Annotated in this window: 24 protein-coding genes; 15 read left to right on the forward strand and 9 right to left on the reverse strand. The window is 62.3% G+C overall.

Annotated elements, in window-relative coordinates:
• The first annotated feature begins 62 nt into the window (after positions 1-62).
• The 4 genes from I6L48_RS01015 to I6L48_RS01030 all read left to right on the forward strand — a co-directional run bounded on the left by I6L48_RS01015 (position 63) and on the right by I6L48_RS01030 (position 3,755).
• Positions 63-728 carry a GntR family transcriptional regulator gene (locus I6L48_RS01015; protein WP_029314822.1) on the forward strand — a complete coding sequence of 222 codons (666 nt, stop codon included), beginning with the start codon at positions 63-65 and terminating at the stop codon, positions 726-728.
• Positions 729-761: 33 nt separating this feature from the next.
• On the forward strand, positions 762-2,564 hold the full coding sequence (locus I6L48_RS01020) for an aminopeptidase P family protein (protein WP_113069009.1): 1,803 nt from the start codon (positions 762-764) through the stop codon (positions 2,562-2,564).
• A 136-nt stretch (positions 2,565-2,700) separates the two neighbouring features.
• Positions 2,701-3,153 carry an N-acetyltransferase gene (locus I6L48_RS01025; RefSeq protein ID WP_010675733.1) on the forward strand — a complete coding sequence of 151 codons (453 nt, stop codon included), beginning with the start codon at positions 2,701-2,703 and terminating at the stop codon, positions 3,151-3,153.
• Between the two features lie 131 nt (positions 3,154-3,284).
• Positions 3,285-3,755 carry a glycine zipper 2TM domain-containing protein gene (locus tag I6L48_RS01030; protein ID WP_010675734.1) on the forward strand — a complete coding sequence of 157 codons (471 nt, stop codon included), beginning with the start codon at positions 3,285-3,287 and terminating at the stop codon, positions 3,753-3,755.
• 77 nt (positions 3,756-3,832) lie between these two features.
• On the opposite strand, the gene I6L48_RS01035 is transcribed toward I6L48_RS01030, so the two are convergent.
• The gene (locus I6L48_RS01035; protein WP_113069010.1) at positions 3,833-4,786 is read right to left on the reverse strand and encodes an inorganic triphosphatase; all 954 of its coding nucleotides are present in this window, start codon (positions 4,784-4,786) and stop codon (positions 3,833-3,835) included.
• A gap of 169 nt (positions 4,787-4,955) precedes the next feature.
• Between I6L48_RS01035 and I6L48_RS01040 the strand changes: the two genes are divergently transcribed.
• The gene (locus tag I6L48_RS01040; protein WP_010675736.1) at positions 4,956-5,636 is read left to right on the forward strand and encodes a TIGR00153 family protein; all 681 of its coding nucleotides are present in this window, start codon (positions 4,956-4,958) and stop codon (positions 5,634-5,636) included.
• A gap of 25 nt (positions 5,637-5,661) precedes the next feature.
• The gene (locus I6L48_RS01045) at positions 5,662-6,927 is read left to right on the forward strand and encodes an inorganic phosphate transporter (RefSeq protein WP_010675737.1); all 1,266 of its coding nucleotides are present in this window, start codon (positions 5,662-5,664) and stop codon (positions 6,925-6,927) included.
• Positions 6,928-7,017: 90 nt separating this feature from the next.
• Here I6L48_RS01045 and I6L48_RS01050 read toward each other — a convergent pair whose 3' ends face one another.
• Positions 7,018-8,256, reverse strand: a complete 1,239-nt coding sequence (locus tag I6L48_RS01050) for a multifunctional CCA addition/repair protein (RefSeq protein ID WP_128312971.1) — start codon at positions 8,254-8,256, stop codon at positions 7,018-7,020.
• A 229-nt stretch (positions 8,257-8,485) separates the two neighbouring features.
• On the opposite strand from I6L48_RS01050, the gene I6L48_RS01055 reads away from it, so the two are divergent.
• From I6L48_RS01055 to mltC, 5 genes are all read left to right on the forward strand, one after another.
• Positions 8,486-10,129 carry an ExeA family protein gene (locus tag I6L48_RS01055; protein WP_010675739.1) on the forward strand — a complete coding sequence of 548 codons (1,644 nt, stop codon included), beginning with the start codon at positions 8,486-8,488 and terminating at the stop codon, positions 10,127-10,129.
• Positions 10,129-10,812, forward strand: coding sequence for a GspB family T2SS assembly factor variant ExeB (gene exeB, locus I6L48_RS01060; RefSeq protein WP_010675740.1), 684 nt, complete (start codon positions 10,129-10,131; stop codon positions 10,810-10,812). Before I6L48_RS01055 ends, exeB begins: the two co-directional genes overlap by 1 nt.
• Positions 10,813-10,979: 167 nt before the next feature.
• Positions 10,980-12,065 (forward strand): A/G-specific adenine glycosylase, encoded by a 1,086-nt coding sequence (gene mutY, locus I6L48_RS01065; RefSeq protein ID WP_042014850.1) that lies wholly within the window; start codon positions 10,980-10,982, stop codon positions 12,063-12,065.
• Positions 12,062-12,334 carry an oxidative damage protection protein gene (locus I6L48_RS01070; RefSeq protein ID WP_010675742.1) on the forward strand — a complete coding sequence of 91 codons (273 nt, stop codon included), beginning with the start codon at positions 12,062-12,064 and terminating at the stop codon, positions 12,332-12,334. The genes mutY and I6L48_RS01070 overlap by 4 nt, the downstream gene beginning before the upstream one ends.
• Positions 12,335-12,453: 119 nt before the next feature.
• Positions 12,454-13,557: a membrane-bound lytic murein transglycosylase MltC gene (gene mltC, locus I6L48_RS01075; protein ID WP_010675743.1), complete on the forward strand. Its 1,104-nt coding sequence runs from the start codon at positions 12,454-12,456 to the stop codon at positions 13,555-13,557.
• A 57-nt stretch (positions 13,558-13,614) separates the two neighbouring features.
• On the opposite strand, the gene I6L48_RS01080 is transcribed toward mltC, so the two are convergent.
• Positions 13,615-13,995: a YgiW/YdeI family stress tolerance OB fold protein gene (locus tag I6L48_RS01080; RefSeq protein ID WP_039040598.1), complete on the reverse strand. Its 381-nt coding sequence runs from the start codon at positions 13,993-13,995 to the stop codon at positions 13,615-13,617.
• A 234-nt stretch (positions 13,996-14,229) separates the two neighbouring features.
• On the opposite strand from I6L48_RS01080, the gene I6L48_RS01085 reads away from it, so the two are divergent.
• On the forward strand, positions 14,230-15,237 hold the full coding sequence (locus I6L48_RS01085; RefSeq protein WP_113070587.1) for an SGNH/GDSL hydrolase family protein: 1,008 nt from the start codon (positions 14,230-14,232) through the stop codon (positions 15,235-15,237).
• A gap of 281 nt (positions 15,238-15,518) precedes the next feature.
• Positions 15,519-16,550, forward strand: coding sequence for a porin OmpA (ompA, locus tag I6L48_RS01090; protein WP_010675746.1), 1,032 nt, complete (start codon positions 15,519-15,521; stop codon positions 16,548-16,550).
• A 55-nt stretch (positions 16,551-16,605) separates the two neighbouring features.
• On the opposite strand, the gene I6L48_RS01095 is transcribed toward ompA, so the two are convergent.
• Genes I6L48_RS01095 through I6L48_RS01105 form a run of 3 tightly spaced genes read right to left on the reverse strand, consistent with a single transcriptional unit; the run spans position 16,606 to position 20,085 of the window.
• Entirely contained in the window at positions 16,606-17,175 is a 570-nt protein-coding gene (locus tag I6L48_RS01095) for a membrane integrity-associated transporter subunit PqiC (protein ID WP_043152838.1), read from the reverse strand.
• A complete protein-coding gene (gene pqiB / locus I6L48_RS01100; protein ID WP_069651939.1) occupies positions 17,175-18,821 on the reverse strand; it encodes an intermembrane transport protein PqiB in 1,647 nt (548 codons plus the stop codon). Before pqiB ends, I6L48_RS01095 begins: the two co-directional genes overlap by 1 nt.
• A complete protein-coding gene (locus tag I6L48_RS01105; RefSeq protein ID WP_041211730.1) occupies positions 18,814-20,085 on the reverse strand; it encodes a paraquat-inducible protein A in 1,272 nt (423 codons plus the stop codon). The genes pqiB and I6L48_RS01105 overlap by 8 nt, the downstream gene beginning before the upstream one ends.
• A 176-nt stretch (positions 20,086-20,261) precedes the next feature.
• On the opposite strand from I6L48_RS01105, the gene hfq reads away from it, so the two are divergent.
• Complete coding sequence (hfq, locus tag I6L48_RS01110; protein ID WP_039040603.1) at positions 20,262-20,621, forward strand: RNA chaperone Hfq; 360 nt, start codon at positions 20,262-20,264, stop codon at positions 20,619-20,621.
• A 136-nt stretch (positions 20,622-20,757) separates the two neighbouring features.
• Here hfq and I6L48_RS01115 read toward each other — a convergent pair whose 3' ends face one another.
• From I6L48_RS01115 to dapA, 3 genes are all read right to left on the reverse strand, one after another.
• A complete protein-coding gene (locus tag I6L48_RS01115) occupies positions 20,758-21,348 on the reverse strand; it encodes an HAD family phosphatase (RefSeq protein WP_041211731.1) in 591 nt (196 codons plus the stop codon).
• A gap of 136 nt (positions 21,349-21,484) precedes the next feature.
• Entirely contained in the window at positions 21,485-23,131 is a 1,647-nt protein-coding gene (locus I6L48_RS01120) for a diguanylate cyclase (protein WP_113069012.1), read from the reverse strand.
• Between the two features lie 95 nt (positions 23,132-23,226).
• Positions 23,227-24,099, reverse strand: coding sequence for a 4-hydroxy-tetrahydrodipicolinate synthase (gene dapA, locus I6L48_RS01125; RefSeq protein ID WP_039040606.1), 873 nt, complete (start codon positions 24,097-24,099; stop codon positions 23,227-23,229).
• A gap of 278 nt (positions 24,100-24,377) precedes the next feature.
• Between dapA and rsmC the strand changes: the two genes are divergently transcribed.
• On the forward strand, positions 24,378-25,406 hold the full coding sequence (gene rsmC / locus I6L48_RS01130; protein ID WP_113069013.1) for a 16S rRNA (guanine(1207)-N(2))-methyltransferase RsmC: 1,029 nt from the start codon (positions 24,378-24,380) through the stop codon (positions 25,404-25,406).
• Positions 25,407-25,422: the final 16 nt, after the last annotated feature.

The raw sequence follows: 25,422 nt of genomic DNA on the forward strand, positions 1-25,422 counted from the left end.
CGCGTTAGATTCAGCCAAACTTTATACAATATACAATTTTGCAACCTGCCCGTGACCCCAGCATGACCCCACCTTACAAGACCCGAACCCAGATGGTGATGGAGAACCTCCGCGGCCGGATATTGCGTGGCGAGTTTGCAGCGGGCGCCCCCCTGCGCCAGGACGCCATCGCCAAGGAGCTGGCGGTGAGCCGCATCCCGGTGCGGGAGGCCCTGATGCAACTGGAAGCCCAGGGGCTGGTGAAGTTCGAGGCCCATCGCGGCGCCGTGGTGACCATGCTGGATGCCTCGGCCATCGAGGAGCTCTTTTATTTGCGGGCACTGCTCGAAGCCGATACCCTGTTCCACGCCGTCGACCTGATGACGGAGGAGACCTTCGCCCAGGCGCAAGCCATCCTCGCCCAGTTTGATCTGGCGCTGGAGTCTGGCACCCAGATCGAACACTGGGCCGAGTTGAATCACCGCTTTCACGCCACCCTCTACCAGGCAGCCAATCGCCCCCAGGCACTGGAACTGATCGCCCAGATCAATCTGAGCTGCGACCGCTATGTGCGTTTCGAACTGCTGTTCGCCCAGGGCGGCGTGGACAAGGCCGAGCGGGAGCACGCCCGACTCCTTGAACTGTGCCGCGCCCGGCGCAAGCACGAGGCAGTGGTACTGCTCAAGCAACACATCGAGGCGGCAGGCCAGTCGATCAGACAGATCCTGGCAAGCGGCCACCATCAATGAACACTCACATCACCACAAGCTGGCAATAACGACATGAACCATTTCGAGATTATTGAAACCCGCGTCGCCCAGGTCAGGGCCACACTGGCCACGCTGGAGCTGGACGCCTTCATCGTTCCCCACGACGACGAGCATCTGGGGGAGTACATTCCCGCCTATGCCGAGCGGCTGGACTGGATCACGGGTTTCAACGGCTCCGCCGGGCTCGCCATCATCCTGGCGCATCGGGCGGCCCTGTTCATCGACGGTCGTTATACCGTGCAGGCCCGCATGCAGGCGCCGGCCGAGCTGTTCGAGTTTCTCCACCTCAATGAAGACCCCCACGTGCAGTGGCTGGCGGAGCAGTTGCCCTCAGGCTCCCGGGTCGGCTTCGATGCCCGCCTGCACAGCCTGGCCTGGTATCAGAACGCCAACGCCGTGCTGGCCGATCACGGCATCGAGCTGGTGCGCATCGACGAGAACCCCATCGATCTGCACTGGAGCGATCGTCCCGCTCCGACCAAGAGCCCTGTCATCCTCTACAGCGAGGAGCTGGCGGGCCAGTCCAGCCAGGCCAAGCGCGAAATGCTGGCCAGCGATCTGCGCAAGCGCGGGCTGGATGCGGTGTTGCTGACCCAGGCCGAGCCCATCAACTGGCTGCTCAACCTGCGTGGTCGCGACGTGGAACGCCTGCCGGTGGTGCTGGGCTTTGCGGTGCTCTACGCCAACGCCACCATGGATTTCTTCGTCGACACCGACAAGATCGACTGCTTCGCCTTCAGCCAGCACGTGGGGCAGGATGTCTCCGTCTACCCCATCGACAAGCTGGGTGACGTGTTGCAGCGCATCGGCGAGGATCAGCAGAAGGTGCTGGCCGACCCCAACACCGCCAACGCCTGGACCCAGCTCGTGATGGAAGAGGCGGGCGCCATTCTGGTGGCCGGCCAGGATCCCACCATGCTGCCCAAGGCGTGCAAGAACCCCGTGGAGCTGGCCGGCATGCGTGCCGCCCACCTGCGCGACGGCGTTGCCGTCACCCGCTTCCTGGCCTGGCTGGATCGCCTGATCGCCAGCGGCGAGTTCGACGGTGTGGACGAAGGCACCCTGGCCGACCAGCTGGAAGCCTTCCGCCACGAGCAGGAGCACTATGTGGAGCCGAGCTTCGACACCATCTCGGCACTCGGCCCCAACGCCGCCATGTGCCACTACCGCCACACCAACGGTACCCCGCGCGCCTTCGGCCAGGACAGCATCTATCTGGTGGACTCCGGCGCCCAGTACCTGGACGGCACCACCGACATCACTCGCACCGTCAAAGTGGGTGAGCTGACCGACGAACACAAGGCGATGTTCACCCGGGTACTGCAGGGTCACATCGCGCTGGATCAGGCCCGCTTCCCCCGTGGCACTGCCGGCATCCAGCTCGACGTGCTGGCCCGCATGCCCCTGTGGCAGGCCGGTTACAACTACGACCATGGCACCGGCCACGGGGTCGGCCACTTCCTCAGCGTGCACGAAGGTCCGCAGCGCATCGCCCCCAAGGGCAGCCTGGTGGCCCTGCAGCCGGGCATGGTGCTCTCCAACGAGCCGGGCTACTACCGGGAAGATGCCTTCGGCATCCGCTGTGAAAACCTGGTGGTGGTGACCGAGCAGGAAGCCCGTGGCGAGCTGACGATGCTGGGCTTCGAGCGACTGACCTATGTGCCGTTCGACATCCGCCTCATCGATCGCAGCCTGCTGAGCCCGGCGGAGTTCCGCTGGATCAACGAATACCATGCGGAGGTCTACCGCCGCCTGAGCCCGCTGCTGGAGGGCGAGGATCTCGCCTGGCTGGAGCAGGCGACCAGCCTCCTCTGATGACACAGGGCCTGCGGGCCCTGTTTCTTTATCCGCGGCATGCCACAAATGCCCCCTTGCATCGACTCCCCGCCCCTTCTACCCTGTGCCTCCTTTTTGGCTGCCCCGCAGCAGAGACCCGATGAGAGGAGCCCCGATGCACTCGTCCCCCGTATTGCGCCTTGCCACCCACACCGACATGCACGCCATCTGGCAGATAGATGCCGATGTCTTCGGCGAGGATGTCTACCCCGGTTTCTTCTTTCGCCAGGCCATGGATCTGTGGCCCGAACTGCTGGTCGTCGCGGAGCGGGAAGGCCGGCTGCTGGGCTATGCCCTGGGCGGGCTTGGTCAGGATCGGTCGCAGGGCTGGCTGCTCTCCCTCGCGGTGCGTCCCGAAGCGCGCGGCTTCGGCCTGGCCGAGCAAATGATGTTGCAGGTGGAGCAGGGACTGCTGAAACTGGAAGTTGAGCGGGTCAGACTGACCGTTGATCCCGCCAATCCGGCCCAGCGCCTCTACTTCAGGCTGGGTTATCAGCAGTTGGCAGAAGAGAGAGGCTACTTCGGGCCAGGCGAGGATCGCCTGCTGCTGGAAAAAGCCCTGACCTGACCATCCACCACCGGCACGAGAGCCTTCCGGCCACATAATTGGTTACACTTTGCGGGTTTAATGCGCAATCTGGTTGGCGTAAAGTGCAATTCATCACCAGATTAATCCGATGCCCGCCCAGGAGGCCCATCATGTTCAAACGTATTGCTCTCGTCACCCTGCTGGCGGCCACCACCGCCATCACCGGCTGTGCCAACAGCGACGTCTACTCCGGCGATGTCTACACCAAGGATCGCGCCAAGCAGGTACAGACCGTCAGCTATGGCACCATCCTCTCCACCCGCCCCGTCAAGATCCAGGCCGATGAGAACTCCCTGATCGGCACCATTGGCGGTGCCGTGGTCGGCGGCCTGCTCGGCAGCACCATAGGCGGCGGTCGTGGCAGTGACATCGCGGCGGCCGGTGGCGCCATCGCGGGTGCGGCGGCCGGCAAGGCGGCAGGGGACAAACTCAACCAGGTTGACGGGGTCGAGCTCGAGATCAAGAAAGAGAACGGCGAATCCATCGTGGTGGTACAAAAGGCCAGCCCCACCTTTGTGCCTGGCGCCCGGGTCCGCATGACCCAGGGCAACGGCACCATCAACGTGGCCGTGGTGAACTGATAGCGCCGCTCAAGGTGCAACTGCCATAAAAAAGGTGAGCCCGGGCTCACCTTTTTGCGCTCTGCACCACTTAAGATTCACTCCCCCAGATGCAGCCAGGCCGCGATGGACAGCAGCAGGCCCACCAGGTCGGCATGGTGGAACAGGGCATGCAGTGATGCACGATCCCCGGATACCTGCATCATCAGACGCTGTTGCGCCTGCAGGTCGGCCAGCCAGGAGGGGGGCACCGTCAGCGTGCCTGCTGCCTCGGCAACCAGGGATACCCCCTCGAGCAGGGCATGCAGCGCCCGTTGTTGTTCGCCAGCATCGCCACTCTCGAGCCAGAGCTGCTCATGATGCTGCCAGTGCTGCAGACCCAGGGTAATGCAGGCCTTCTGATCTTTGCTCTCAATCCCTTGCAGGGGCTGCACGGTCAGTGGCTTGCCAAGCCCAGCCAGCCTGTATCCGCGCTGCGCCTTGGACTGGGCACCCAGCCGCAATCCTCCCAGCGCCGCCAGCTTGCTCGCCAGGGTGAACAGGGCGCGGGCATCGCCGGATTTCAGCTCCAGCTCCAGCTCGTCGAGCTCGGTACGCCCCAGGGCACCGACAATCTCCCCCTGATCCCAGGCCAGCTCGATCTCGGCATCTCCGAATGCGATCAGCCAGTGGCGGCGCAGGAAATCGGTGCTGAACTGGGCCACCAGACGGCTCTGGAGTTCATCGCGCACTGCCAGACTCGGCCAGATATCGGCAGGAAAGGCAGACAGGGTCGGAATGATGCCCTCTACCGGGGTGTTGTACTCGGGTCTGGCGTGCAATCCGCCCACGACCTGCCCCCGGCACTTGATGGTCTGCTCGGAAAAATCATCGCTGCGACGAATGCGCAACCCCATCTCGAGCCCACGCAAACCCAGATCGGGCGTGTCGAAATAGACGTTGCCAAGAGCGGCTTGATTGGAAGAGATAATCTCTAGTGAATTCAGAAGGTTGGAGAGGGATTCTTGAATATTGCTGGTGACGAAAAACTTTATCTCGATCTCAGTTTGCATAGTCATTCCGGGCTGGCGGGCAACTTTGGGGGGCATGTTCAGGGTCGCGAGGATATAATGCCAGCGACAGTTCACGATTAATTCACGGTTTTATTGATGGCACAGTTCGGTTACCATGCGCCCCTCATAAAATCGTATCGAGTGTTTTTTCACCGACACAGGTTTGGCCATGCCAGTAAATACTATTTTGGGTCTTTTTGCCAAGTCCCCCATCAAGCCGCTGCAGAAGCATATCGTCAAGGTTCACGTGTGCTGCGAACAGCTCATTCCCTTCTTTGATGCCGTTGCCGAAGACCGCTGGGAAGATGCCGAGAAGATCCGGCAACAGATCGCCCAGCTGGAAAAAGAAGCGGACATCCTCAAGCGCGAAATCCGCTTGAAACTCCCTCGCGGCCTGTTCCTGCCGGTCGCCCGTACCGATCTGCTGGAGCTCTTGACCCAGCAGGACAAGATTGCCAACCGTGCCAAGGATATTTCCGGTCGCATGCTTGGCCGCAAGATGGAATTCCCCACCGAGATGCGCGCCGATTTCATGGCCTATCTCAAACGCTGTATCGATGCGACCGCCCAAGCCGAAAAAGCCATCGGAGAACTCGATGAGCTGCTCGAAACCGGCTTTAAAGGACGTGAAGTTGAAATGGTTGCCGAGATGATCCACCAGCTGGATCTCATCGAGGACGATACTGACACCATGCAGATCGGACTGCGCCAACAGCTGCAAGCCGTTGAGCACAAATACAATCCGATCGACGTTATGTTCCTCTACAAGATCCTCGAATGGGTAGGTGACCTGGCTGATCAGGCAGAGCGCGTTGGCGCCCGTCTGGAATTGATGCTGGCTCGTTCGTAATCGACTGACTGGGTAAACACTACTAATGGACATTATCGCAAATTACGGCACCACCCTGGTGCTCGTGGCGGCCTTGTTCGGCTTTTTGATGGCCTGGGGCATTGGTGCGAACGACGTCGCCAACGCCATGGGCACATCGGTCGGCACCAAGTCCCTGACCATCCGTCAGGCGATCATCATCGCCATGATCTTCGAGTTCGCCGGTGCCTATCTGGCCGGTGGCGAAGTGACGGCAACCATCCGCAGCGGCATCATCGACAGCAACGCCTTTGCCGACACGCCGGATCTGCTGGTGCTCGGCATGATCGCCTCCCTGCTGGCTGCGGGTCTGTGGCTGATCCTGGCCTCCTATTTCGGCTGGCCCGTCTCCACCACCCACTCCATCATCGGCGCCATCGTGGGCTTCGCCGTGGTGAGCATCGGTCCGGAAGCGGTACAGTGGAACAAGTTTGGCGGCATCGTCGGCTCCTGGATCATCACGCCGGCCATCTCGGGCATCATCGCCTACTTCATGTTCATCAGCGTGCAGAAGCTCATCTTCAACACGGACAACCCCCTGGACAACGCCAAGCGCTATGTCCCCTTCTACATGTTCCTGACGTCCCTGGTCATCTGCCTGGTCACCATCAAGAAGGGGCTGACCCACGTCGGTCTGCACCTGAGCAATGGCGAGGGCGTCCTGCTCTCCGTCGCCATCTCCATCGCGGTGGCGTTTGCCGGCTGGATCTATATCCGCGGCCAGCAGTACAACCCGAAAGATGACAGCAAGATGCACTTCGCCAACGTGGAGAAGGTGTTCGGCATCCTGATGATCATCACCGCCTGTGCCATGGCCTTCGCCCACGGCTCCAACGACGTGGCCAACGCCATCGGTCCGCTCTCTGCAGTCGCCTCCATCGTGGCGGCCGGCGGCGAGATCGGCGGCAGCTCCCACATCGCCTGGTGGATCCTGCCCCTTGGCGGCATCGGCATCGTCATCGGTCTGGCCACCATGGGCGAGAAGGTGATGGCGACCGTCGGCACCGGCATCACCCACCTGACCCCGAGCCGTGGCTTCGCCGCCCAGCTGGCCACTGCCGCCACCGTGGTGATCGCCTCCGGCACCGGTCTGCCCATCTCCACCACCCAGACCCTGGTGGGTGCCGTCATGGGCGTCGGTCTGGCACGGGGCATCGCGGCCCTGAACCTGGGCGTGCTGCGCAACATCGTGGTCTCCTGGGTCATCACCCTGCCCGCGGGCGCCATCCTGGCCATCGCCATCTTCTACGTGTTGCAGGCCTGCTTCTCCTGAGCCGCCCACGCCGCACGACAAAAAGCCCGGGTCATTGACCCGGGCTTTTTTATGCTTCGCCCATATCACGCCGTCGATCGGCTGCGGCGTTTACTCCTCGATAAAGGTCCACTCGTCGCGCACCCGGCTGATGGCATCGAGCCGCCGTTTGGCAAGCTGCTCGCGGATTGCCTCCCCCTTGAAGCCGGCCGCCACTATCTCCTTGACCGGCACAGCCTGCGCCGCCTCCAGGGCCTCGGCGACATAGTCCGGCTGGCTGTAGACTTTCTCTTCGAAGCCGGTACGACCGTGGAAGTCGGCGCGACAGGCATCGAGCAGCTGGGCAAAGCGCTCCGGTCTGCGCCAGGCATCGGCCTTGTCGAATACCTTGAGCAGGGTCGCGGGCTTGAGCTCGAAGGCAATGTGGATATGGGTGTGCAGGTCGCTCACCAGCAGTGCCAGATCGCGACACTCGTTCGGCACCCGGAAGCGCTCGCAAAAATCCCGAATGAGCGGCAACCCCTTCTGGCCATGGCCATGATGGCTCGGCCAGAAGGCGGGCGGGGTCAGCCCCTTGCCAAAGTCGTGGCAGAGGGACGCGAAGCGCACGGTCAGTTCGGGGGAGAGACGACATGCCTGCGCCAGCACCATCATGGTGTGGATGCCGGTGTCGATCTCCGGGTGCCATCTGGCAGGGGCCGGCACACCGAACAGGGCATCGAGCTCGGGAAAGAGCGCCTTGAGTGCGCCGCATTCGCGCAGCACCTCGAAGAAGATCTGGGGTGTCGGCCCCAGCAGCACTTTTTCCAGCTCCTTCCAGACCCGCTCCGGGGTCAGGTGGGCCAGCTCTCCAGCCTCCGTCATCTCGCGCATCAACCCCAGCGTCTCGGGGGCCACCACGAACCCCTGGGCATGGAAACGGGCGGCGAAGCGCGCCACCCGCAGGATGCGCAGGGGATCCTCGGCAAAGGCCGGCGAGACATGGCGCAGCAACCGCGCCTCCAGATCCTGCACGCCGCCGTAGGGATCGTGCAGTTGCCCGTCCTCATCTTCGGCGATGGCGTTGATGGTGAGATCCCGGCGCAGCAGATCCTGCTCCAGCGTCACCTCGGGGGAGGCATGGCAGACGAAGCCGGTGTAACCCTGCCCCTGCTTGCGCTCGGTGCGCGCCAGGGCGTACTCCTGCTGGGTTTTGGGGTGAAGAAAGACCGGAAAGTCTCGGCCCACCTGGGTGAATCCGAGACCCAGCATCTGCTCCACCGTGGCGCCGACCACCAGGTGATCCCGATCCCCCTGGGGCAATCCCAACAGGCGATCCCGCACCGCCCCTCCGACCAGATAAATCTGCACGCGCACTCTCCCTCGATAAACTTGCCCCGATGATACCGCTTTTGGCCAAGAGAGACGATGTGCACCCGTCGAACCAGACTCGCCATCACTCGGCCGGGCGGCTGCTTCCCGCCATCGTCCCGGGCGACTCAGCCCGTGGTTCGAGCCAGCTCCCCTTATGGTATCCGGGTCTTTGACATCCCTTTTGGGAGGCTTTAACCTGCCGCCCATAACAATGGAATGGATCCTTATGTACACACAGTTCTTCGGTCTGTCGGAGCCCCCGTTCTCCATCTCGCCCAACCCCAAATACCTCTATATGAGCGAGCGTCACGGGGAGGCCCTCGCCCACCTCAACTACGGGTTGCAGGACGGTGGCGGCTTCGTGTTGCTGACCGGGGAAGTGGGTACGGGAAAGACCACCGTCTCCCGCTGCCTGCTGCAGCAATTGCCCGCCGACACCGAGATCGCCTACATCCTCAATCCCTCTCTGACCGAGCGGGATCTGCTGGCCGCCATCTGCGACGAATTCCAGTTGCCCTACGGCGAAGAGGCCAGCCTCAAGCAATTGTTCGACCTTATCCGGGATCATCTGCTGGCGAATCTGGCGGCAGGCAAGCGCAGCGTGGTGCTGGTAGATGAAGCCCAGCACCTGCTGCCCGGCGTGCTGGAGCAGTTGCGACTGCTCACCAATCTGGAGACAGACGAGAAGAAACTGCTGCAGGTGGTGCTCATCGGCCAGCCCGAGCTGCAACAGATGCTGCGCCAGCCCCTGCTGCGCCAGCTGGCGCAGCGGATCACCGCCCGCTATCACCTGCTGCCGCTGTCGCGCCAGGATGTGGATGCCTATGTACGCTTCCGGTTGCAGGTGGCAGGCTGCGTCCAGCCCATCTTCACCCCCAGGGCCATCCAGACCCTGCATCGCCTCTCCGGGGGCATTCCCCGTCTCATCAACCTCATCTGCGACCGCGCCCTCATCGCCGCCTTCGCCCGTGGCAGCCACAAGATAGTGCACGGGGACATCAGCCAGTCCGCGTATGAGGTGAGCGGCATTCGCGACGAGGGAAGCTGGCAATCCGGCCTCACGGTCGCCCTGGTGGGCGCCCTGCTGGTCGCCACCGGCTGGTGGGGCTGGCAATTCTTCGGATTCTTCCCAGCCCGCCCCCTGGTCAAGGTCGAGGTACCGGTCAAGGTGGATGACACGCCGGAGCAGCAAGCCCAGCTGACCCGCGCCATCAATCAGGCGCTGGAGCCGGACGTCGCCATGCAGAATCTCTACAAGGTATGGGGCTACCAGGCCGAGCTGGAGGAGGCAACCTGCGACAATGCCCCCCGTGCGGGCCTGCGCTGCCAGGAGGGAGAAGCCTCCCTGGCGCAATTGCAGGCGCTGCAATACCCGGCCCTCATCAGTCTCACCGACGAGACCGGCGGCCTCTATTACGCCACCCTGGTCAGCCTTGGGGCGGACAAGGCTTCCCTGCTCATCGGCAACCAGAGCTGGCAGGTGGACAGGCAGTGGCTCTCCGACGCCTGGGGCGGCAGCTACACCCTGCTCTGGCGCATGCCCAGGGGCAACGTGCCCCTGATAGCGAGCAATGCCGGGGCTGCCCAGGTGCAGTGGCTGGACAACGCCCTTAGCCGCGCCATGCAGCAACCCGATCGCAAGGTGAGCCGCTTTGATGCCACCCTCAAGAACAAGCTGCAACAGTTCCAGCGCGAGCAGGGACTGACCCCGGACGGCATCGCCGGCAGTAACACCCTGCTGCGGCTGAATGTGGCCTCCGGCGAACCCATGCCCAGGCTGGAGGATGAATCCCTGCGAGCCAGTACGCCGGTCGATCTCGACAGCGTGGCGGATGATGAGACGGATCCCATGGTCGAGGAGGCCTCCTGATGTCCACCCTGCTCAAAGCCCTGCGCCGGGCCGACCAGCCCCAGTTCACCCCCCATATGCCGCTCATGGGTCTGCCCGTGAGCCAGGAAGAGGAGCCCAACCGCCGCTGGATCTGGTGGGCCCTGGTGCCCCTGGCCCTGGTGATGGGCGCCGCCGCCAACTATGGATGGCACCTCTATCACCTCAAACCCGTGGAACAGCAGGTCGAAGTGAAGGAAGTGGTGACTCCCCCCTTCGTGCGGGTCGAACCCAGGCCCATGATCACCCGGCCGCTGCCGCCCCCCCTGCCGGAGCCCGTGGTCGCTCCAAGACCTGCCGCAACCCCGGCTGCGACTACCGCAAACCAGGGGGGACAGAGTCTGGCAGAACGGCTGATGGCCGCCCTCAACAACACGCCGCTGGTGGAAGAGAGTGCGCCCCAGGCTCAGGTCCAGACCAGTGCCATCCCCCTCGGCGCCCTGGCCCCGGCCCTGAAACAGCAGGTACCGTCCCTGACCTATGGTGCCCACAACTACTCCTCCGACCCGGCCAAGCGGGCCGTCGTGCTCAATGGACGGGAGTGGCGCGAGGGTAATGAGATCGCCCCCGGTGTCATCCTGGCTGCCATCGCCCAGGACTACATCGTCCTGCAGGTCGGCGGCCAGTATGCCAGCCTCAAGGCGCTGCAAGACTGGCGCGGCTGATCTGCCGGCATCCAGTGGCCTTCCCCCGGGAGGGTCACCGCCCATTCTGAGGGAGCCCGAGAGCTCCCCTTTTTAATCAATAACCTACACTCGACCTTTGCCATGCGCCGGGTCGGGGATCGCCCTCCTGATGGCGGGCGGACTTATCATCAGAACATGAGCACACTGTGAGCCACTCAGACAACACCACCTTCGCCACCCGCATTCTGGACTGGTACCAGATCCACGGCCGCAAGACCCTGCCCTGGCAGCAGGACAAGACCCCCTACCGGGTCTGGGTCTCCGAGATCATGCTGCAACAGACCCAGGTTGCCACTGTCATCCCCTATTACGAGCGGTTCATGGCCCGCTTCCCCGACGTGCTGGCCCTGGCCAACGCCCCCATCGACGAGGTGCTGCATCACTGGACCGGGCTTGGCTACTACGCGCGCGCCCGCAACCTGCACAAGGCTGCCCAGCAGATCCGCGATCTGCACGGCGGCCTCTTTCCGGAACAACTGGAAGAGGTGATGGCCCTGCCCGGCATCGGTCGCTCCACCGCCGGGGCCGTGCTCTCCCTCTCTCTGGGCCAGCCCCACGCCATCCTGGATGGCAACGTGAAGCGGGTACTCACCCGCTGGCTGGCGCTGGCGGGCTGGCCGGGCCAGAAGCAGGTCGAGCACGATCTCTGGGAGCTGGCGACCCGCCTCACCCCGCGCGTCGGGGTGGCCCAGTACAACCAGGCCATGATGGACATGGGGGCCACCGTCTGCACCCGCAGCAAGCCCGCCTGCGAGCGCTGCCCGGTGCAGGCCGATTGCCAGGGGCTGTCGCAGGGCAACCCCACCGCCTACCCTCACAGCAAGCCGAAGAAGAGCATTCCGGCACGCAACGGCATTATGCTGATCATCCGCCACGGCGATCAGCTGCTGCTGGAGAAGCGTCCGCCGCAAGGGATCTGGGGCGGGCTTTACTGCTTCCCGCAGGTGGAATCCCTCACCGAGGTGACCGGACGACTGCGGGAGTTGGGGCTGGAGGATGCCGCCTATCAGGAGCTCGCTGGATTTCGTCACACTTTCAGCCACTTCCACCTCGATATCCGCCCTTTGCTGATCGAAATGGCTGTTCCGCCCGCCCCCCTGCTCATGGAAGCGGATACCCGACTCTGGTATAACTTACGCCATCCTGCCGAGGTGGGATTGGCGGCGGCCACGGCCCGTCTGCTCGCCTACCCGGACTTACAACCAGACTTGCAACCACAGAGGTCAACATGAGCCGTACCGTATTTTGCCTGCGCCTGAAGAAAGAAGCGCCGGGTCTCGATTTCCAACTCTACCCCGGTGAACTCGGCAAGCGGATCTTCGACAACATCAGCAAGGAAGCCTGGACCGAGTGGCAGAAGAAGCAGGTCATGCTGATCAACGAGAAGAAACTGAACATGATGAATCTCGAGCACCGCCAGTTGCTGGAAAAAGAGATGGTCAGCTATCTGTTCGACGCGGGTGAAGTCCAGATCGACGGCTACACCCCTCCCAGCCAGTGAGCGGGAATCGAGTCAAAGGGCCAGCGTCCCCCTGAGTCGTCAATATGCCGCAGGGTGACACCAATCCTGGCTCAGGCCAGTCAGTGACGGGCGGCCCCACCGCCCGGTTTGAGGATCTTATGGGTCGTTTTTTTGGGCTGCTGTGCGCCCTGCTGTTTCTCTCTGCCTGTTCATCCACACCCCAGACCAGCGGGAGTGGCGATGATGATCTGGTCAACGGCAAGGACGTGCGCGGTTTTGAACACATGATCAGTGCGCTCTCCCATAACGTGAACGAGATATGGGGGCGCGAGGCGCTGTTCGCGGGCAAGTTTGACTACGTCAAATACACGGATCAGTACAAGAGCCGCGCCCACATCGATTTCTCCAGCGGTCACATCATGGTGGAGACCGTCTCGGGTCTGGATCCCCGCGCCCACCTGCGTCGCGCCATCATCGAAACCCTGCTGACCCCGGACGATCCGGCAGAGGTCGACCTCTATTCCGACCGTGAGATCATGCCAGGTGGCGAGCCCTTCCTCTATGGCCAGGTGCTGGACAACCAGGGACAAGCGATCCGCTCCAGCTGGCGTGCAGAGCGTTATGCCGACTATCTGATCGCCAACGCGATGAAGAAGCGCACCCTCGGGATCCGCAACATCTTCTTCATCGACATTCCCATGGTGGCCAACCACGAAGACAGGCGCGGCTACAAATACGCCAGCATCATCCGCGACGCCTCCCGCAAGTACGGGGTCGCCGAGAGTCTCATCTACGCAGTGATCAAGACCGAGAGCAGCTTCAACCCCTATGCGGTCAGCCACGCCAACGCCTATGGCCTGATGCAGGTTATCCCGGCTACCGCTGGGCGGGATGTCTATGTGAGGGTCAAGGGCAAAGATGGCCAGCCGACCAGGGAAGATCTGTTCAATCCGGCCTACAACATCGATGTGGGGACCGCCTACCTGCACCTGCTGCAGACCGTCTATCTGGCGGATATCCAGGATCCCCAGTCCCGCCGCTATGCGGTGATCTCCGCCTACAACGGTGGTGCGGGAGGGGTGCTCAACACCTTCTCCAACGATCGCAAGGCGGCCCCCGGCATGATCAACCGCCTCTCCCCCGAGGCCGTCTATCAGGTACTGACCGAACAACATCCCAAGGCAGAGGCTCGCCGCTATCTCTACAAGGTCAATCAGGCCGAGAAGGGGTTCAAGCGAACCGTCGCAAGCCGGGCTGGCTGATGGCATGCAAGAAGGGCGCTCCTGGAGCGCCCTTCTCATTTACTGTGGCCTGAAAGCTTACTTGGCGATGAAGCCGCCCTTGCTCAGGGGCGCTGCCCCCACCTTCTCCAGGTGTTCCACCTCGACTTCGGTCTTGTTCCAGCTGTGGTCCACCTCGCCGCGCACGCGGATCAGATCGTCAGGGCCCACCTCGGTACCGCGCCACACGTCACCGTCCACCTCCACTTCCACCTCGCCGCTGTCGTCACGGAACAGGTAGTTTTCGCCACCCAGGTGTTTGACCAGTTTGCCTTCCAGGGTCACCCACTGATCATCGGCCACGTCTTTCAACTGGGCGACCGATACCTTGTTCTGCTCCTTGGGGCCGGTGTAGGCCGCCATGGCGAAGGAAGAGACGGACATCAGGGCCACCAGGGCGATTGCTTTTGCGTTGTTCATTTCATGCTCCTGTCTTTGCGGTATGAGGGCATCTTGCCCAGGGGCGCGTGAAACAAACGTGAAGCCTCCCCATTCAGGGAGGAGTGATGTGATCGCAAGCGATTAAATGGCCACGGCATGCTGCAAAAATGTATTCGAGTGGATACCTTCTCGCCTGGCCATGCGGGTTCCCAGCCCGCCGCCATCGAGGAACAGCCCGCAGGCCCGCCCTGCCCCATCCATGAGAACAGCTACATGAACAAATGGCTTTTGTGTTTATTGGGTCTCTTCGCCCTCACGGCCCATGCCGCCGAGACGCGTCCCCCCTTCTCCCGCATCGTGATGTTCGGCGACAGCCTCTCCGATACCGGCAAGATGTACGACAAGATGCGCGGTTACCTCCCCTCCAGCCCGCCCTACCATCAGGGCCGCTTCTCCAACGGCCCGGTCTGGCTGGAGCAGCTCACCCAGCACTTCCCGGGCCTCGCCATCGCCAACGAGGCGGAAGGGGGCGCCACTGCCGTGGCCTACAACAAGATCTCCTGGAATCCCAAGTATCAGGTCATCAACAACCTAGATTACGAGGTGACCCAGTTCCTGCAAAAGGACAGCTTCAAGCCCGACGATCTGGTGATCCTCTGGGTCGGTGCCAACGATTACCTGGCCTATGGTTGGAACACCGAGCAGGATGCCAAGCGGGTGCGCGATGCCATCAGCGATGCGGCCAACCGCATGGTATTGAACGGCGCCAAGCAGATTCTGCTGTTCAACCTGCCTGATCTGGGCCAGAACCCCTCGGCCCGCAGCCAAAAGGTGGTCGAGGCGGCCAGCCATGTCTCCGCTTACCACAACCAGCTGCTGCTGAACCTGGCACGCCAGCTGGCCCCCACCGGCATGGTGAAATTGTTCGAGATCGACAAGCAGTTTGCCGAGATGCTGCGCGAGCCGCAGAACTTCGGCCTGAGCGACACCGAGCACGCCTGCTATGGCGGCGGCTATGTGTGGAAGCCGTTTGCCTCCCGCAACGCCGCCACCGACAGTCGACTGGCCCCCTTCAATCCCGAGGAGCGCCTGGCCATCGCTGGCAACCCCCTGCTGGCTCAGGCCGTCGCAACGCCCATGGCGCGCCGCAGTGCGGGCGAGCTGAACTGTGAAGGCAAGATGTTCTGGGACCAGGTCCACCCCACCACAGTGGTACACGCCGCCCTGAGCGAGCGGGCTGCCGCCTTCATCGAACAGGAGTACGAATTCCTCCCTCGATAACGGAGGCCATCCTGCCAGGGCCGGCGCTTCACCGGCCCTCTTGCCCACAAGGGCAAAGCGCAACCCATATGACACCCATCACAGATTCGGGTCACGGTTCCCCGGCGGCCTTCCGTCTCCACTATGATGCAGATGGATATCACAATATGTTTTATATCAGTTGCTTGTAGATTGAAAAAAGCGAGCTACGTTTAAACGTGTTGTGGTCGAACACAGGCCCAACCCACGAGGCGAGGCGACATGAATTCGCGCTCCCCACACACAAGATTGCAGAGGCATCTATGAACAAAACACTGATTACCTTGCTGGTTTCAGGCTTGCTTGCGGCCAACGCCCAGGCAGCCGGACAAGACAACACCTGGTATGGCGGTGCCAAACTGGGTTGGTCCAACTTCTACGGTGTCGATGAAAGCAACGCCATCGCCATCACCGACAAAGACGACGATGAAGTCGGCGCCGGTGCCTTCGCCGGTTACCAGATCAACCAGAATCTGGGTGTCGAACTCGGTTATGACTACCTTGGCAAGCTCAAGTACAGCGGCACCCGCAATGGCGCGGCCTTCAATGACTCCGTGCAAGCCCAGCTGGCCCAGCTCACTCTGAAACTGGGGTTCCCGGTTGCGGACAATCTGGACCTTTACGGCCGTGTCGGGGGCGGCTATGGCTGGACCGACAGCGATCAGCTGGAAAACGACAGCCGCTTCACCTTCGTCGGCGCCCTCGGTGCGGAGTATGCCCTGAGCCTGGATTGGGCAGCCCGCCTCGAATACCAGTACAGCACCCCATATGGCAGCCGTGACGATACCGGCCTGCGCATGGACAACGGCCTGCTCTCCCTGGCCGCCGTCTATCGCTTCGGTCAGGTTGCACCGGCTCTGCCGGTCGCAGCTCCCGCCCCCGCGCCCGAGCCCGTGATGGTCGACAAGCAGTTCACTTTGAGCTCGGACGTGCTGTTTGACTTCAACAAGGCCACCCTCAAGCCCCAGGCCGGGCAGGCCCTGGATACCCTCTACAGCCAGATTGAAGAGGCCAGACCCAAAGACGGGTCGGCCACCGTCATCGGCTATACCGACCGCATCGGCTCCGAGGCCTACAACCAGAAGTTGTCCGAGCAGCGTGCCAGGACCGTGGCCGATTACCTGATTGGCAAGGGCCTGCCTGCCGGCAAGGTCAATGTGGAAGGGCGTGGCAAGCAGTCTCCCGTCACCGGCGACAGCTGCACCAGCAAATCCAAGCGCGAGCTGATCGTCTGCCTGGCCCCGGATCGCCGGGTAGAGGTCAAGGTACAGGGCGTCTCGGAAGTACAGCAATAACGACGACCCCAAACAAAACGGGAGGCCATGGCCTCCCGTCTTTTTTTATGCTTCCTCAGCTGCGCGTGCGCACATCCGCCGCAATCTGATCGAGCAACAGTTGCCAGCCCTGCCCCAGCTCGTTCACCAGGGCGCCATACCCATCGGCAGGCAGCACCCGCTCCTGCTGGAAGGGAACATCTCTCAACACGACCCCCTCCTCCGTCAGCAGGCGCCAGCGACCGCTGAGCAGGGCGCGGCCGTCGTGCCGCCCCTGGAAACGCTCGACCGAGATGCTCAGCACAGGCCCCTTGCGGGCCCCGTCCTGACGCACCACCCAGCCAGGCAAGCGGCTGGAAAGGCCATTGAGGGTCAACTGGTTCAACTGGGCATCGAGGGAACCTGCCCAGCGATGGTACTCGGCAAAGTGCAGCTCCTTGCCCTCCAGCTGATAGACCAGGCTCATCCGGTCAAGCTGACCGGACAGGGCGACGGGGCGCAGCACCAACTGGTGCTGCGGCTGCGCCGTGGTGACACTCGACGGCGCCGTGTCGGCATCCAGCGAATAGTAATGCAGCGTCGTCGGCGCACTGCCACATCCCGCCAGCAGGCCCAGCAAGGCCAGCGTCATCATCCGTTTTTTCATCATTTTCCTCGCTTGGGCTCGGGATCCCGCGGACGAGCGCGGTCAAAGATCAGCGAACTCGGCTGCTCGTTCAGTGAATGGACCAGAGGTTGCAACTCGCTCATCAGCTGGTTGAGGGATTGCACCGACTGACGCAGCTCCTGATTGGTCTGGGAACCGGCATCATAGGTCTGCAACGTCTCCTGCAACTGCTTGAGGCTCTGGTTGAGGGAGGCCGGCAACTGCTGGGTCGACTGCTGACCGGTAAACTGCTCCAGATTCGCACTCACGGCACTGACATGCTTGAGCGTCTTGTCCAGCGTCATCAGGGTGCTGTTGACCTGAGTGAGGGTGGTGGCCATGTCCATGTCGACGAACTTGTCGAGGATGAGATTCACCTTGCGTTCGATCTGATCCAGCCCGGCCTGGGCAGTCGGGAAGACCTGATAGCCCGCCATCTTGAGCGGCTGATAGACAGGCGCATCCGGATAGAAGTTCAGATCGATCACCTTGCCCCCCGTCAACAGGCTGGCGGTCTTGAGGCTGGCCCTCAGCCCTTCCTTGAACTGCTTGTTGAACAAGGCCCGCCACTGCTCCTTCTCCGCATTGGCATAACGGTGGGAGAGACGCTGCACCTCGATGCGCGCCAGCACCGGGATCTGCCGGCTCTTGAACAGCTGGACGCCCTTGTCGTCGATGAGATAGGGAGCCGAGATGACGGTACCGACCCGGATGCCGCGATACTGTACCGCCGCGCCGGGATGCAGCCCGCCCACATCATTGTCGAACAGGAAGACATAGTCGATGAACTGATCCAGGCTACCGGCCAGCACGCTCTCCTCGTCCTTGAACAGCACGAACTCGTCGTTCTGTTTCACCGGCTCCCCCGGCAACCAGCCGGGAGGCAGCCCCATGGTGATGCCGCCGTTGATCAGGCTCTCCAGCGAGTCCATCTTCACCTTCATCCCCTCGCTGCTCATGGAGACCTCGAAGCCGGGCGTCAGCCAGAACCGGGAGTTGCTGCTCACCAGGACGTCATAAGGCGCGTTGATGAAGAGCTGGTACTGCATCTCGCTCTTCTCGGGCAGGAACTTGGCCTCTTCGACCTGGCCGATGGTGAATCCCTGATAGCTGATGGGGGAGCCCGCACCCAGCGCGTTGGCATCCCGGCTGGACAGGGAGAGCCGCAATCCCTTGGCATCCAGGGATGCCAGGGGTGGCCTGTCCAGCATGGCGTATTCGCTTCGCGCCCTGCCCTTCTTGCCGGGAGAAAGCTCGATATAGGCACCGGAGAGCAAGGTGCCAAGACCGGAAACGCCCTCACGCCCGACCCTGGGCTTGACCACCCAGAACTGGCTGTCTTTCTTGAGCATGCCGGCGGCGGCATTGGTCAGGCGAGCCTTGAGCACGGCATGGCTGTAATCCTCGCTGAGCTCCACCGTCTCGATACGGCCCACCTCCACTTCACGAGAACGGATCACCGTCTTGCCCGCCACTATGCCCTCGGCGGTCGCCACCGTCAGGGTGAAGCTCGGCCCTTGTGAATACCAGTGCTGGAACAGCATCCAGGCGCCGATGAAGAGGGCCAGCAAGGGCACCATCCAGATAGCGGCAGCCGAACTCATGAAATCAGAGCCCGGTTTCCACCTTGTCTTACGCTCACTCACGTTCGCGTTCTCCTTGTTGTAAATCCCAGATCAGGCGGGAATCGAAACTCATGGCAGCCACCATGGTGACCAGTACGACCCCGGCAAAGGCGACGGCCGCAGGGCCAGGGTAGATGGTCATCAGATTGTCGAGCCGGATGAGACCGGCCAGGATGGCCACCACGAAGACGTCGATCATCGACCAGCGCCCCACAAATTCGGTCATGCGATAGAGTTTGAGCTTGCCGAGGGGAGATGCCCCCTGGCCGCGCTGCACCACGTAGCAGAGCCACAGCAGCGCCAGGATCTTCACCAGCGGCACCACCACGCTCGCGAAGAAGATGACGGCGGCAATGGGGTAGGAGCCCATGGCCCACAGCAGCACCACCCCGCCCATGATGGTCGAGGGGCTGTCATCCCCCAGGAACACGGTGTCCATGATGGGATAAAGGTTGGCTGGGACATAGAGGATCACCGAAGTGATCAGCAGGGCCCAGGTGCGGTTCAGACCACCCGGCTTGCGGCTGTGCAGGTGATCCCCGCAGCGAACGCAACTATGGGCATCCTGCTCGTTCAGGGCGCCGCAGATGTGACAGCCCACCAGACCGCACGACAGGGCGCTCTCCTCGGGATCCAGTTCCCTCGCCGCCGTCGGGCCGAACAGCCGCTGCCACAGCCACATCCGATCCAGGGAGGAGATCATCTTGATGAGCAGCAGGGTGTAGCCAACGAAGGCCCAGAACGACAGCCCCATCTTGATGTCGGCCATCCCCATCAGCTTCACCAGAGAGATGAGCACGCCGATGAGGAAGACGTCCACCATCAGCCAGGGCTTGATCCGGCACAACAGGCGGCCAAGGGAGCGCAGGGCCTTGCTGTGCAGATCCTTGTCCAGGCGCCACAGCACCAGCATGATGGAGCCGATATAGACCAGCGGCAACCCGATCAGGGTAATGCTCAGCACGGCCCCGAGGAACAGGTAGCCTTGATCCACCAGGGTGGTGATGCACTGCAGGAAGGTCATCTCCTGCCCCACCCCCTTGGCCGAGAACGACATGAAGGTAAAGGCGTTGGAGAGCACGAACATGATGATGGCCGCAAAGCCATAGGCGATGGGCCTGCGCTCCTGCTCCGGCAGATGACGAGTCAGGGTATGGCCGCAGCGCGGACAACTGCTCGTCTCCCCCACGGCCAGCTCGGTGGCCGGCACCAGCAGGTCACACTCTTCGCAGGCGGTCGCGTCATGGGTATAGGTGGGTGGATGTTGGTGTGAAACCGGATGCAAGATAAGACCCCAGCATGAGGCCCGCCACGGGGCCAGAGCCGCCAATTATTGCAGCAGCGGCCCCTGCCGACCAGCCCTGTCGTTATCCATCCTGCCCGGGAGTGAGAATGACTTTGACAAGGCAGTGACCATTTAGCACAATCAAACGCCACTTTTTTTCCGCGGGACAATAATTTATGACAACTGAATCCCCAAGCTACTCCACTATCGAGCAGGCCTTCTCCCTCGGGAACGGGCAAGATTCTGCCCTCAACTGGTTGCGCAAAAACCGTAGCCAGGTCGCCATCTTCCTGGTGAGCGGCATCAAGCTGGAGGGGACCATCAGCGGTTTTGACCAGTACAGCGTGCTGTTGACCGATGCCCATGGCAATCAGCAACTGGTCTACAAGGCCAAGATTTCCACCATTGCCATGCACTCCGGCCGTCCTGCCGTCAGCATCCAGCGGGCCCGCAAGCCACGGGTTTCCATGGCGCCGCGCCCCCATGGCGCACCCAGCCGTTATGACGACAACCAGGGTGGCGGCAGCGAGCAGTAAATCTCGCCCCCGCCCATCCTGACGGTGTCGCTGCGTCAGCCAGTGACATCTGCTCCCCACTCTCATGTTTCGCCTGTCCCGTATGAGAGTGGGGCTTCTCTCCCGAGCAGGTTGTTGACCCGCTCGTCTTCGTTACTCAGTAGGTCAACCCGACCGGTTTTCCCTCTCTGACCATGCAGACCTGCATGCCGGCCGCTTCACCGGCCTGTGCGCCTATGCCCGTGTCCTCGAACACCAGACATTGACCGGGCTCGACCCCCAGGCGTCGCGCCACCAGCAGGAAGGTGTCTGGATGGGGTTTGTGCAGCTCCACGTCGTCGGCGGTGACCACCACGGGGAAATACCGATCCAGCCCTGTGTTGCGCAGCACCGCTTCGGCATTGATACGGGGGGAGCCTGTCCCTATGCCCATGGGGATCCGGCCGTGATAGCGTTCCACCAGATCCAGCATGGCCGGGAAGGGGGTGGCCTTGTGCAGGTTGGCGACATAGTGTTCGGTCTTGCAGCGTGTCACCACCAGGGGATCCAGCGCGATCTGCTGCACTTCGGCCACCAGCAGGGCTATCTTGCGGCTGGGCATGCCTCCCAGCTCATAAAACCAGTCGGCGTCGAACCGAAAGCCAAACTCGCGGGCGGTGTGCTCCCAGGCGGCCAGGTGCAAGGGCATGGAGTCCACCAGAGTGCCATCGAGGTCGAAAACCAGGCCTTGAAATCCGGATAGGGTCATGGTGCAGGATCTGTCTGTGAAAAATGGGCCCCCATTCTAGCCAGAGAGCGGGCGCATCGCCATGCGCCAGATGGCGAGAAACGCTTGCCACCTCATTTATACAGGGCGATGCCAGGAGGTAGCCCCCACGCAGGTGTCAGCGATAGGCCAGGGTACAGGCACGCCCTTGGGATTTGGCGTGATAGAGTGCCTGATCCGCCTGCTCGGTCAGGGTTTGCCACTCCTTGTCCGATGACGGGACCAGATAGCTGAACCCGATGCTGACGGTGAGTGTCGCCGCCACCCGGGAGGCCGGATGGGGAATCTGCAAGGCGTCAAGGCCGTGGTGGATCTGCTCCGCCAGCCGCTCCGCCTCTCCCGGCTGCGGTGAACACAGCAGGATGACAAACTCCTCCCCCCCATAGCGGGCCACCAGGTTGGTGCGCCGCCGCTCGGTGTCCTGCAGCAGTGCCGCCACCCGCTGCAGGCACTGATCCCCCTTGCCGTGGCCGAAGTGATCGTTGTAGGACTTGAACTCGTCCACATCGATCATCAGCACCGCCAGCACCCCCTGATGGCGCCGAGCCCGCTCCCACTCCCGCTCCATGGTGATGTCCCATTGGCGGCGGTTGGCGATGCCAGTCAGGGGATCTTCCAGAGACAGCAGAGAGAGGCGCCGGTTGGCTTCCTCCAGCGCCCGGTTGGTATCGGCCAGTTGCCGGGTCCGCTCCTGCACCCTCAGCTCCAGCTCCCGATTGAAGCGCTCAAGCTTCTCCTGGGTGCGCTGGCGGATCAGCAACTGGGAGAGCACGGCGGCATACTGCTTGAAGATCTCGCTCTGATACGCCTTGAGGGGGCGCCGCCAGAGCAGGTTGTCGGCGGCGATCCAGCCGATGGGGGTACTCCCGTCCCAGAGCGACACCATGGCGTTCCAGCCGCGACCCACCTCCTGCTTCTCGTAATAGAGAGGCGTGTCCTCCAGCACCAGGACATAGTCTTTGCGACGCAGCGCCTCCTGCACCGTGGGGTGATCCGGAATGGGGCTGATGAAATGGCGCTCGTCGATGAGCTCACCCGCCTCGTTGGTACCCCAGGTACCGTGCATGGTCTTGAATTCACTGTCAGTCAGGAAGATGGCGATGCGATCGAACTGCAACTCCTGGCGGGCCAGTGCCACCGCGTCGTGCAGCAGACGATCCTCGCTCTCGCAGCGGGAGAGCTTGACCCCCACCTGATGCAGCGCCTGCAGCATGCTGAGGAAAGAGTCCTGCAGGGCCTGGCTGCGCACGAGGTCTGCCTGGGTGTGGAGCCGCTGATCCCGCTCCAGATCCACCTGTCCCGCGAGTCGCCGACTCTCGAGCTCGGCGGCGAGATAATGCATGAGCAGCTGGATGCTCTGTTGCTGGCGTCTTGGCAGGCGATCGAGACGACGGCGGGTTTCCAGATAGATCACGGCCTCCAGCCCCTTGTGACGCTTGAGGGGGAAGCTGGCACGCAGGCGCGGGATCTCGGGTTCGACGCTCTCCCGCTCCCAGATGGCACGGGTCGGCGCGATGGGCTCCACCAGCAACTGGCCGAGCGCAAGGGAACGTTCGATGAAGAGGATGGGCAACTCGAGGGAAGAGAGGATGTCGGCGCTCAGGCAGAGCAGACCCTGTTCCGGGCGATAGTGATAGAGCTGGGGCGTCGGAGCACGCAGCCACAGATAGATCTGTTCAGCCTCTGTTTTTTCCCTGACCGCAGACAAGGTCACTTCACAGAGATGTTCAAAACTGGTGAAGTGCTCCGGATCCCATTCTTCCATGCCAAATCATCCTTGGTTGTATCCAAGCGAGTATATCGGCAAAGCCCGGCCATTAATTGACCGGGCAATCAAAAGCGAGATCCAGAGCCCAGTTTTTACAACAGATTCAATGCCTGCATGGCACTGCGGATGCGCTCGCGGGTGGCCTCGGAGAGCGGCATCACCGGCAGACGGCACTCTTCGCTGCACAGACCCAGCAGGGAGACCGCATACTTGGCCCCTGCGGGGCTCGGCTCGGCGAACATGGCCTGGTGCAGCGGAATGAGCTTGTCCTGCAATTCGCGGGCAGCTTGCCACTCACCGGCCAGCGCCAGGTTCTGCACCTCGGCCACCAGCTTGGGGGCCACGTTGGCCGTCACCGAGATGCAACCCTGGCCACCACCGATGTTGTAGGCCACGGCGGTGGCGTCTTCACCGGAGAGCCAGGCAAACGGCTTCTTGATGAGCTGGCGTTCAACCCAGGGGCGGGCCAGATCACCGGTGGCATCCTTCACGCCGGCAATGCGCGGCAACTCGGCCAGACGGGCCAGGGTCGCCGGCTGCACGTCAACGATGGCGCGGGGCGGAATGTTGTAGACGATGATGGGTTTGGTGGTGGCGTCGTGCACCGCCTTGAAGTGGTGGTAGAGCCCTTCCTGATTGGGGCGGTTGTAGTAACCGGCCACATGCAGGGTGGCATCCGCTCCCATCTGCTCGGCATAGCGGGTGTATTCAATGGCTTCAACCGGGTTGTTGGAGCCTGCACCTGCGATCACGGGAATGCGCCCGGCCACCAGCTTGACCACCAGCTCCACTACGCGGCAATGCTCATCGTGGGTCAGGGTCGGGCTCTCCCCGGTCGTGCCGACCGGCACTATACCATGGGTTCCCTGCTCTATGTGCCACTCCACCAGGCGAGCCAGTGCGGCCTCGTCCAGCTGGCCCTGTCGAAATGGGGTGATCAGGGCAACTATCGAACCTTGAAACATGGGATTTCCTTCTCCTAAACAGATGGATTGGTCAATAAAAAGCCCCGGTACGGGAGTCGCTACCGGGGCTTGAATCGTCTCAGGGATGAGAGGTTACGCGCGCACGCCAGCAGGCCCGATTGTCAGGCTGTGTTTATGCTTTCGTTTCGATACGCATGACCGCATTGCATCATCTCTGGGTAAATAAGGCGTCTGGGCATATTTCGGGAACACGGCATAAATGTCAAGGCGAAAGCGGCCATGTATAATGGCCGCCCAAAAATGCGTGGAGAGACCCAATGAGCCGTCCTGTCAGTGCCGTCAGTCAGATGCTGGAACGTAACCAAGCCCTCTTTGTCGGCAAGCGGCTGTTGGTGTGCGGTGCCCTGGAGGATGATTATCCTCGTCAACTGGCCGAGCTGGCACAAAGCCTGACCGTCTTCACCACGGATTACTGCTATTACCGCACCCAGCAGGCCGTTCTGGGAGATGCCATCCTGTTCGATCACCAGCTGGGTGGCGCCCCCCGATTCGATGCCCTGCTGCTGCTGATGCCCAAGGCCAAGGCCGAGGCGCAATACCTGCTGGCCATGATGACGCCGCTGCTCGAAAGCGGGGCCGACCTGTTCCTCGCCGGCGAGAACCGGGGCGGCATCAACGGGGCAAACAAGCTGCTGGCACCTTATGGCGAGAAACCGATCAAGCGCGACTCTGCGCGCCGCTGCTCTCTCTACCACGGCACGCTCGACAAACCGGTCGTCCCCTTCGAGCTGGACGCCTGGTTCAGTCGCTATGAGTGCCAGGCGGGCGACACCACCCTGACCGTCATGGCCCTGCCCGGGGTCTTCAGTGCTGACGGCCTGGATCTCGGCACCCAGATGCTGCTGGCGAGCCTCCCCCCCGTGACGGGCAAGCTGCTCGACTTTGGCTGCGGCGCCGGCGTCATCGGTTCCGTGCTGGCCAAGCGCAACCCGGCCCTGGCCGTCACCATGGTGGATATCAATGCCCTGGCACTGGAGTCCAGCCGCCGAACCCTGGCGGTCAACGGTCTGAGCGGACGTGTTCATGCCTCCGATGTCTATTCCGACATTGCCGAAACATTCCAACAGATTGTCTCGAATCCCCCCTTCCATGCCGGGCTCAAGACCTTCTACGCCGCCACCGAAACCTTCCTGGCAAAGGCACCTGAGTACCTGACCGCAAATGGCGCCCTGACCATAGTCGCCAATGCCTTCCTGCGATACCAGCCTATACTGGATGCGCACTTCAAACAGACCGAGGTGATCGCGGGCGATGCCAAATTCAAGGTGTATCTGAGCAAAGCTTAAAGAAGTGCAACGGTTG

The organism is Aeromonas sp. FDAARGOS 1418 (genome assembly GCF_019048585.1).
Taxonomy (GTDB): Bacteria; Pseudomonadota; Gammaproteobacteria; order Enterobacterales; family Aeromonadaceae; genus Aeromonas; species Aeromonas caviae.

Excerpts from the sequence above, each read along its gene's own strand:
- I6L48_RS01080 (WP_039040598.1), bottom strand. The coding sequence starts at position 13,995 with ATGAACAACGCAAAAGCAATCGCCCTGGTGGCCCTGATGTCCGTCTCT.
- rsmC (WP_113069013.1), top strand. The coding sequence starts at position 24,378 with ATGAGCCGTCCTGTCAGTGCCGTCAGTCAGATGCTGGAACGTAACCAA.
- I6L48_RS01045 (WP_010675737.1), top strand. The coding sequence starts at position 5,662 with ATGGACATTATCGCAAATTACGGCACCACCCTGGTGCTCGTGGCGGCC.
- mltC (WP_010675743.1), top strand. The coding sequence starts at position 12,454 with ATGGGTCGTTTTTTTGGGCTGCTGTGCGCCCTGCTGTTTCTCTCTGCC.
- I6L48_RS01055 (WP_010675739.1), top strand. The coding sequence starts at position 8,486 with ATGTACACACAGTTCTTCGGTCTGTCGGAGCCCCCGTTCTCCATCTCG.
- I6L48_RS01020 (WP_113069009.1), top strand. The coding sequence starts at position 762 with ATGAACCATTTCGAGATTATTGAAACCCGCGTCGCCCAGGTCAGGGCC.
- I6L48_RS01115 (WP_041211731.1), bottom strand. The coding sequence starts at position 21,348 with ATGACCCTATCCGGATTTCAAGGCCTGGTTTTCGACCTCGATGGCACT.
- ompA (WP_010675746.1), top strand. The coding sequence starts at position 15,519 with ATGAACAAAACACTGATTACCTTGCTGGTTTCAGGCTTGCTTGCGGCC.
- I6L48_RS01040 (WP_010675736.1), top strand. The coding sequence starts at position 4,956 with ATGCCAGTAAATACTATTTTGGGTCTTTTTGCCAAGTCCCCCATCAAG.
- I6L48_RS01035 (WP_113069010.1), bottom strand. The coding sequence starts at position 4,786 with ATGCAAACTGAGATCGAGATAAAGTTTTTCGTCACCAGCAATATTCAA.
- I6L48_RS01120 (WP_113069012.1), bottom strand. The coding sequence starts at position 23,131 with ATGGAAGAATGGGATCCGGAGCACTTCACCAGTTTTGAACATCTCTGT.
- exeB (WP_010675740.1), top strand. The coding sequence starts at position 10,129 with ATGTCCACCCTGCTCAAAGCCCTGCGCCGGGCCGACCAGCCCCAGTTC.
- I6L48_RS01070 (WP_010675742.1), top strand. The coding sequence starts at position 12,062 with ATGAGCCGTACCGTATTTTGCCTGCGCCTGAAGAAAGAAGCGCCGGGT.
- dapA (WP_039040606.1), bottom strand. The coding sequence starts at position 24,099 with ATGTTTCAAGGTTCGATAGTTGCCCTGATCACCCCATTTCGACAGGGC.
- I6L48_RS01015 (WP_029314822.1), top strand. The coding sequence starts at position 63 with ATGACCCCACCTTACAAGACCCGAACCCAGATGGTGATGGAGAACCTC.
- hfq (WP_039040603.1), top strand. The coding sequence starts at position 20,262 with ATGACAACTGAATCCCCAAGCTACTCCACTATCGAGCAGGCCTTCTCC.
- I6L48_RS01095 (WP_043152838.1), bottom strand. The coding sequence starts at position 17,175 with ATGAAAAAACGGATGATGACGCTGGCCTTGCTGGGCCTGCTGGCGGGA.
- I6L48_RS01025 (WP_010675733.1), top strand. The coding sequence starts at position 2,701 with ATGCACTCGTCCCCCGTATTGCGCCTTGCCACCCACACCGACATGCAC.
- I6L48_RS01085 (WP_113070587.1), top strand. The coding sequence starts at position 14,230 with ATGAACAAATGGCTTTTGTGTTTATTGGGTCTCTTCGCCCTCACGGCC.
- I6L48_RS01030 (WP_010675734.1), top strand. The coding sequence starts at position 3,285 with ATGTTCAAACGTATTGCTCTCGTCACCCTGCTGGCGGCCACCACCGCC.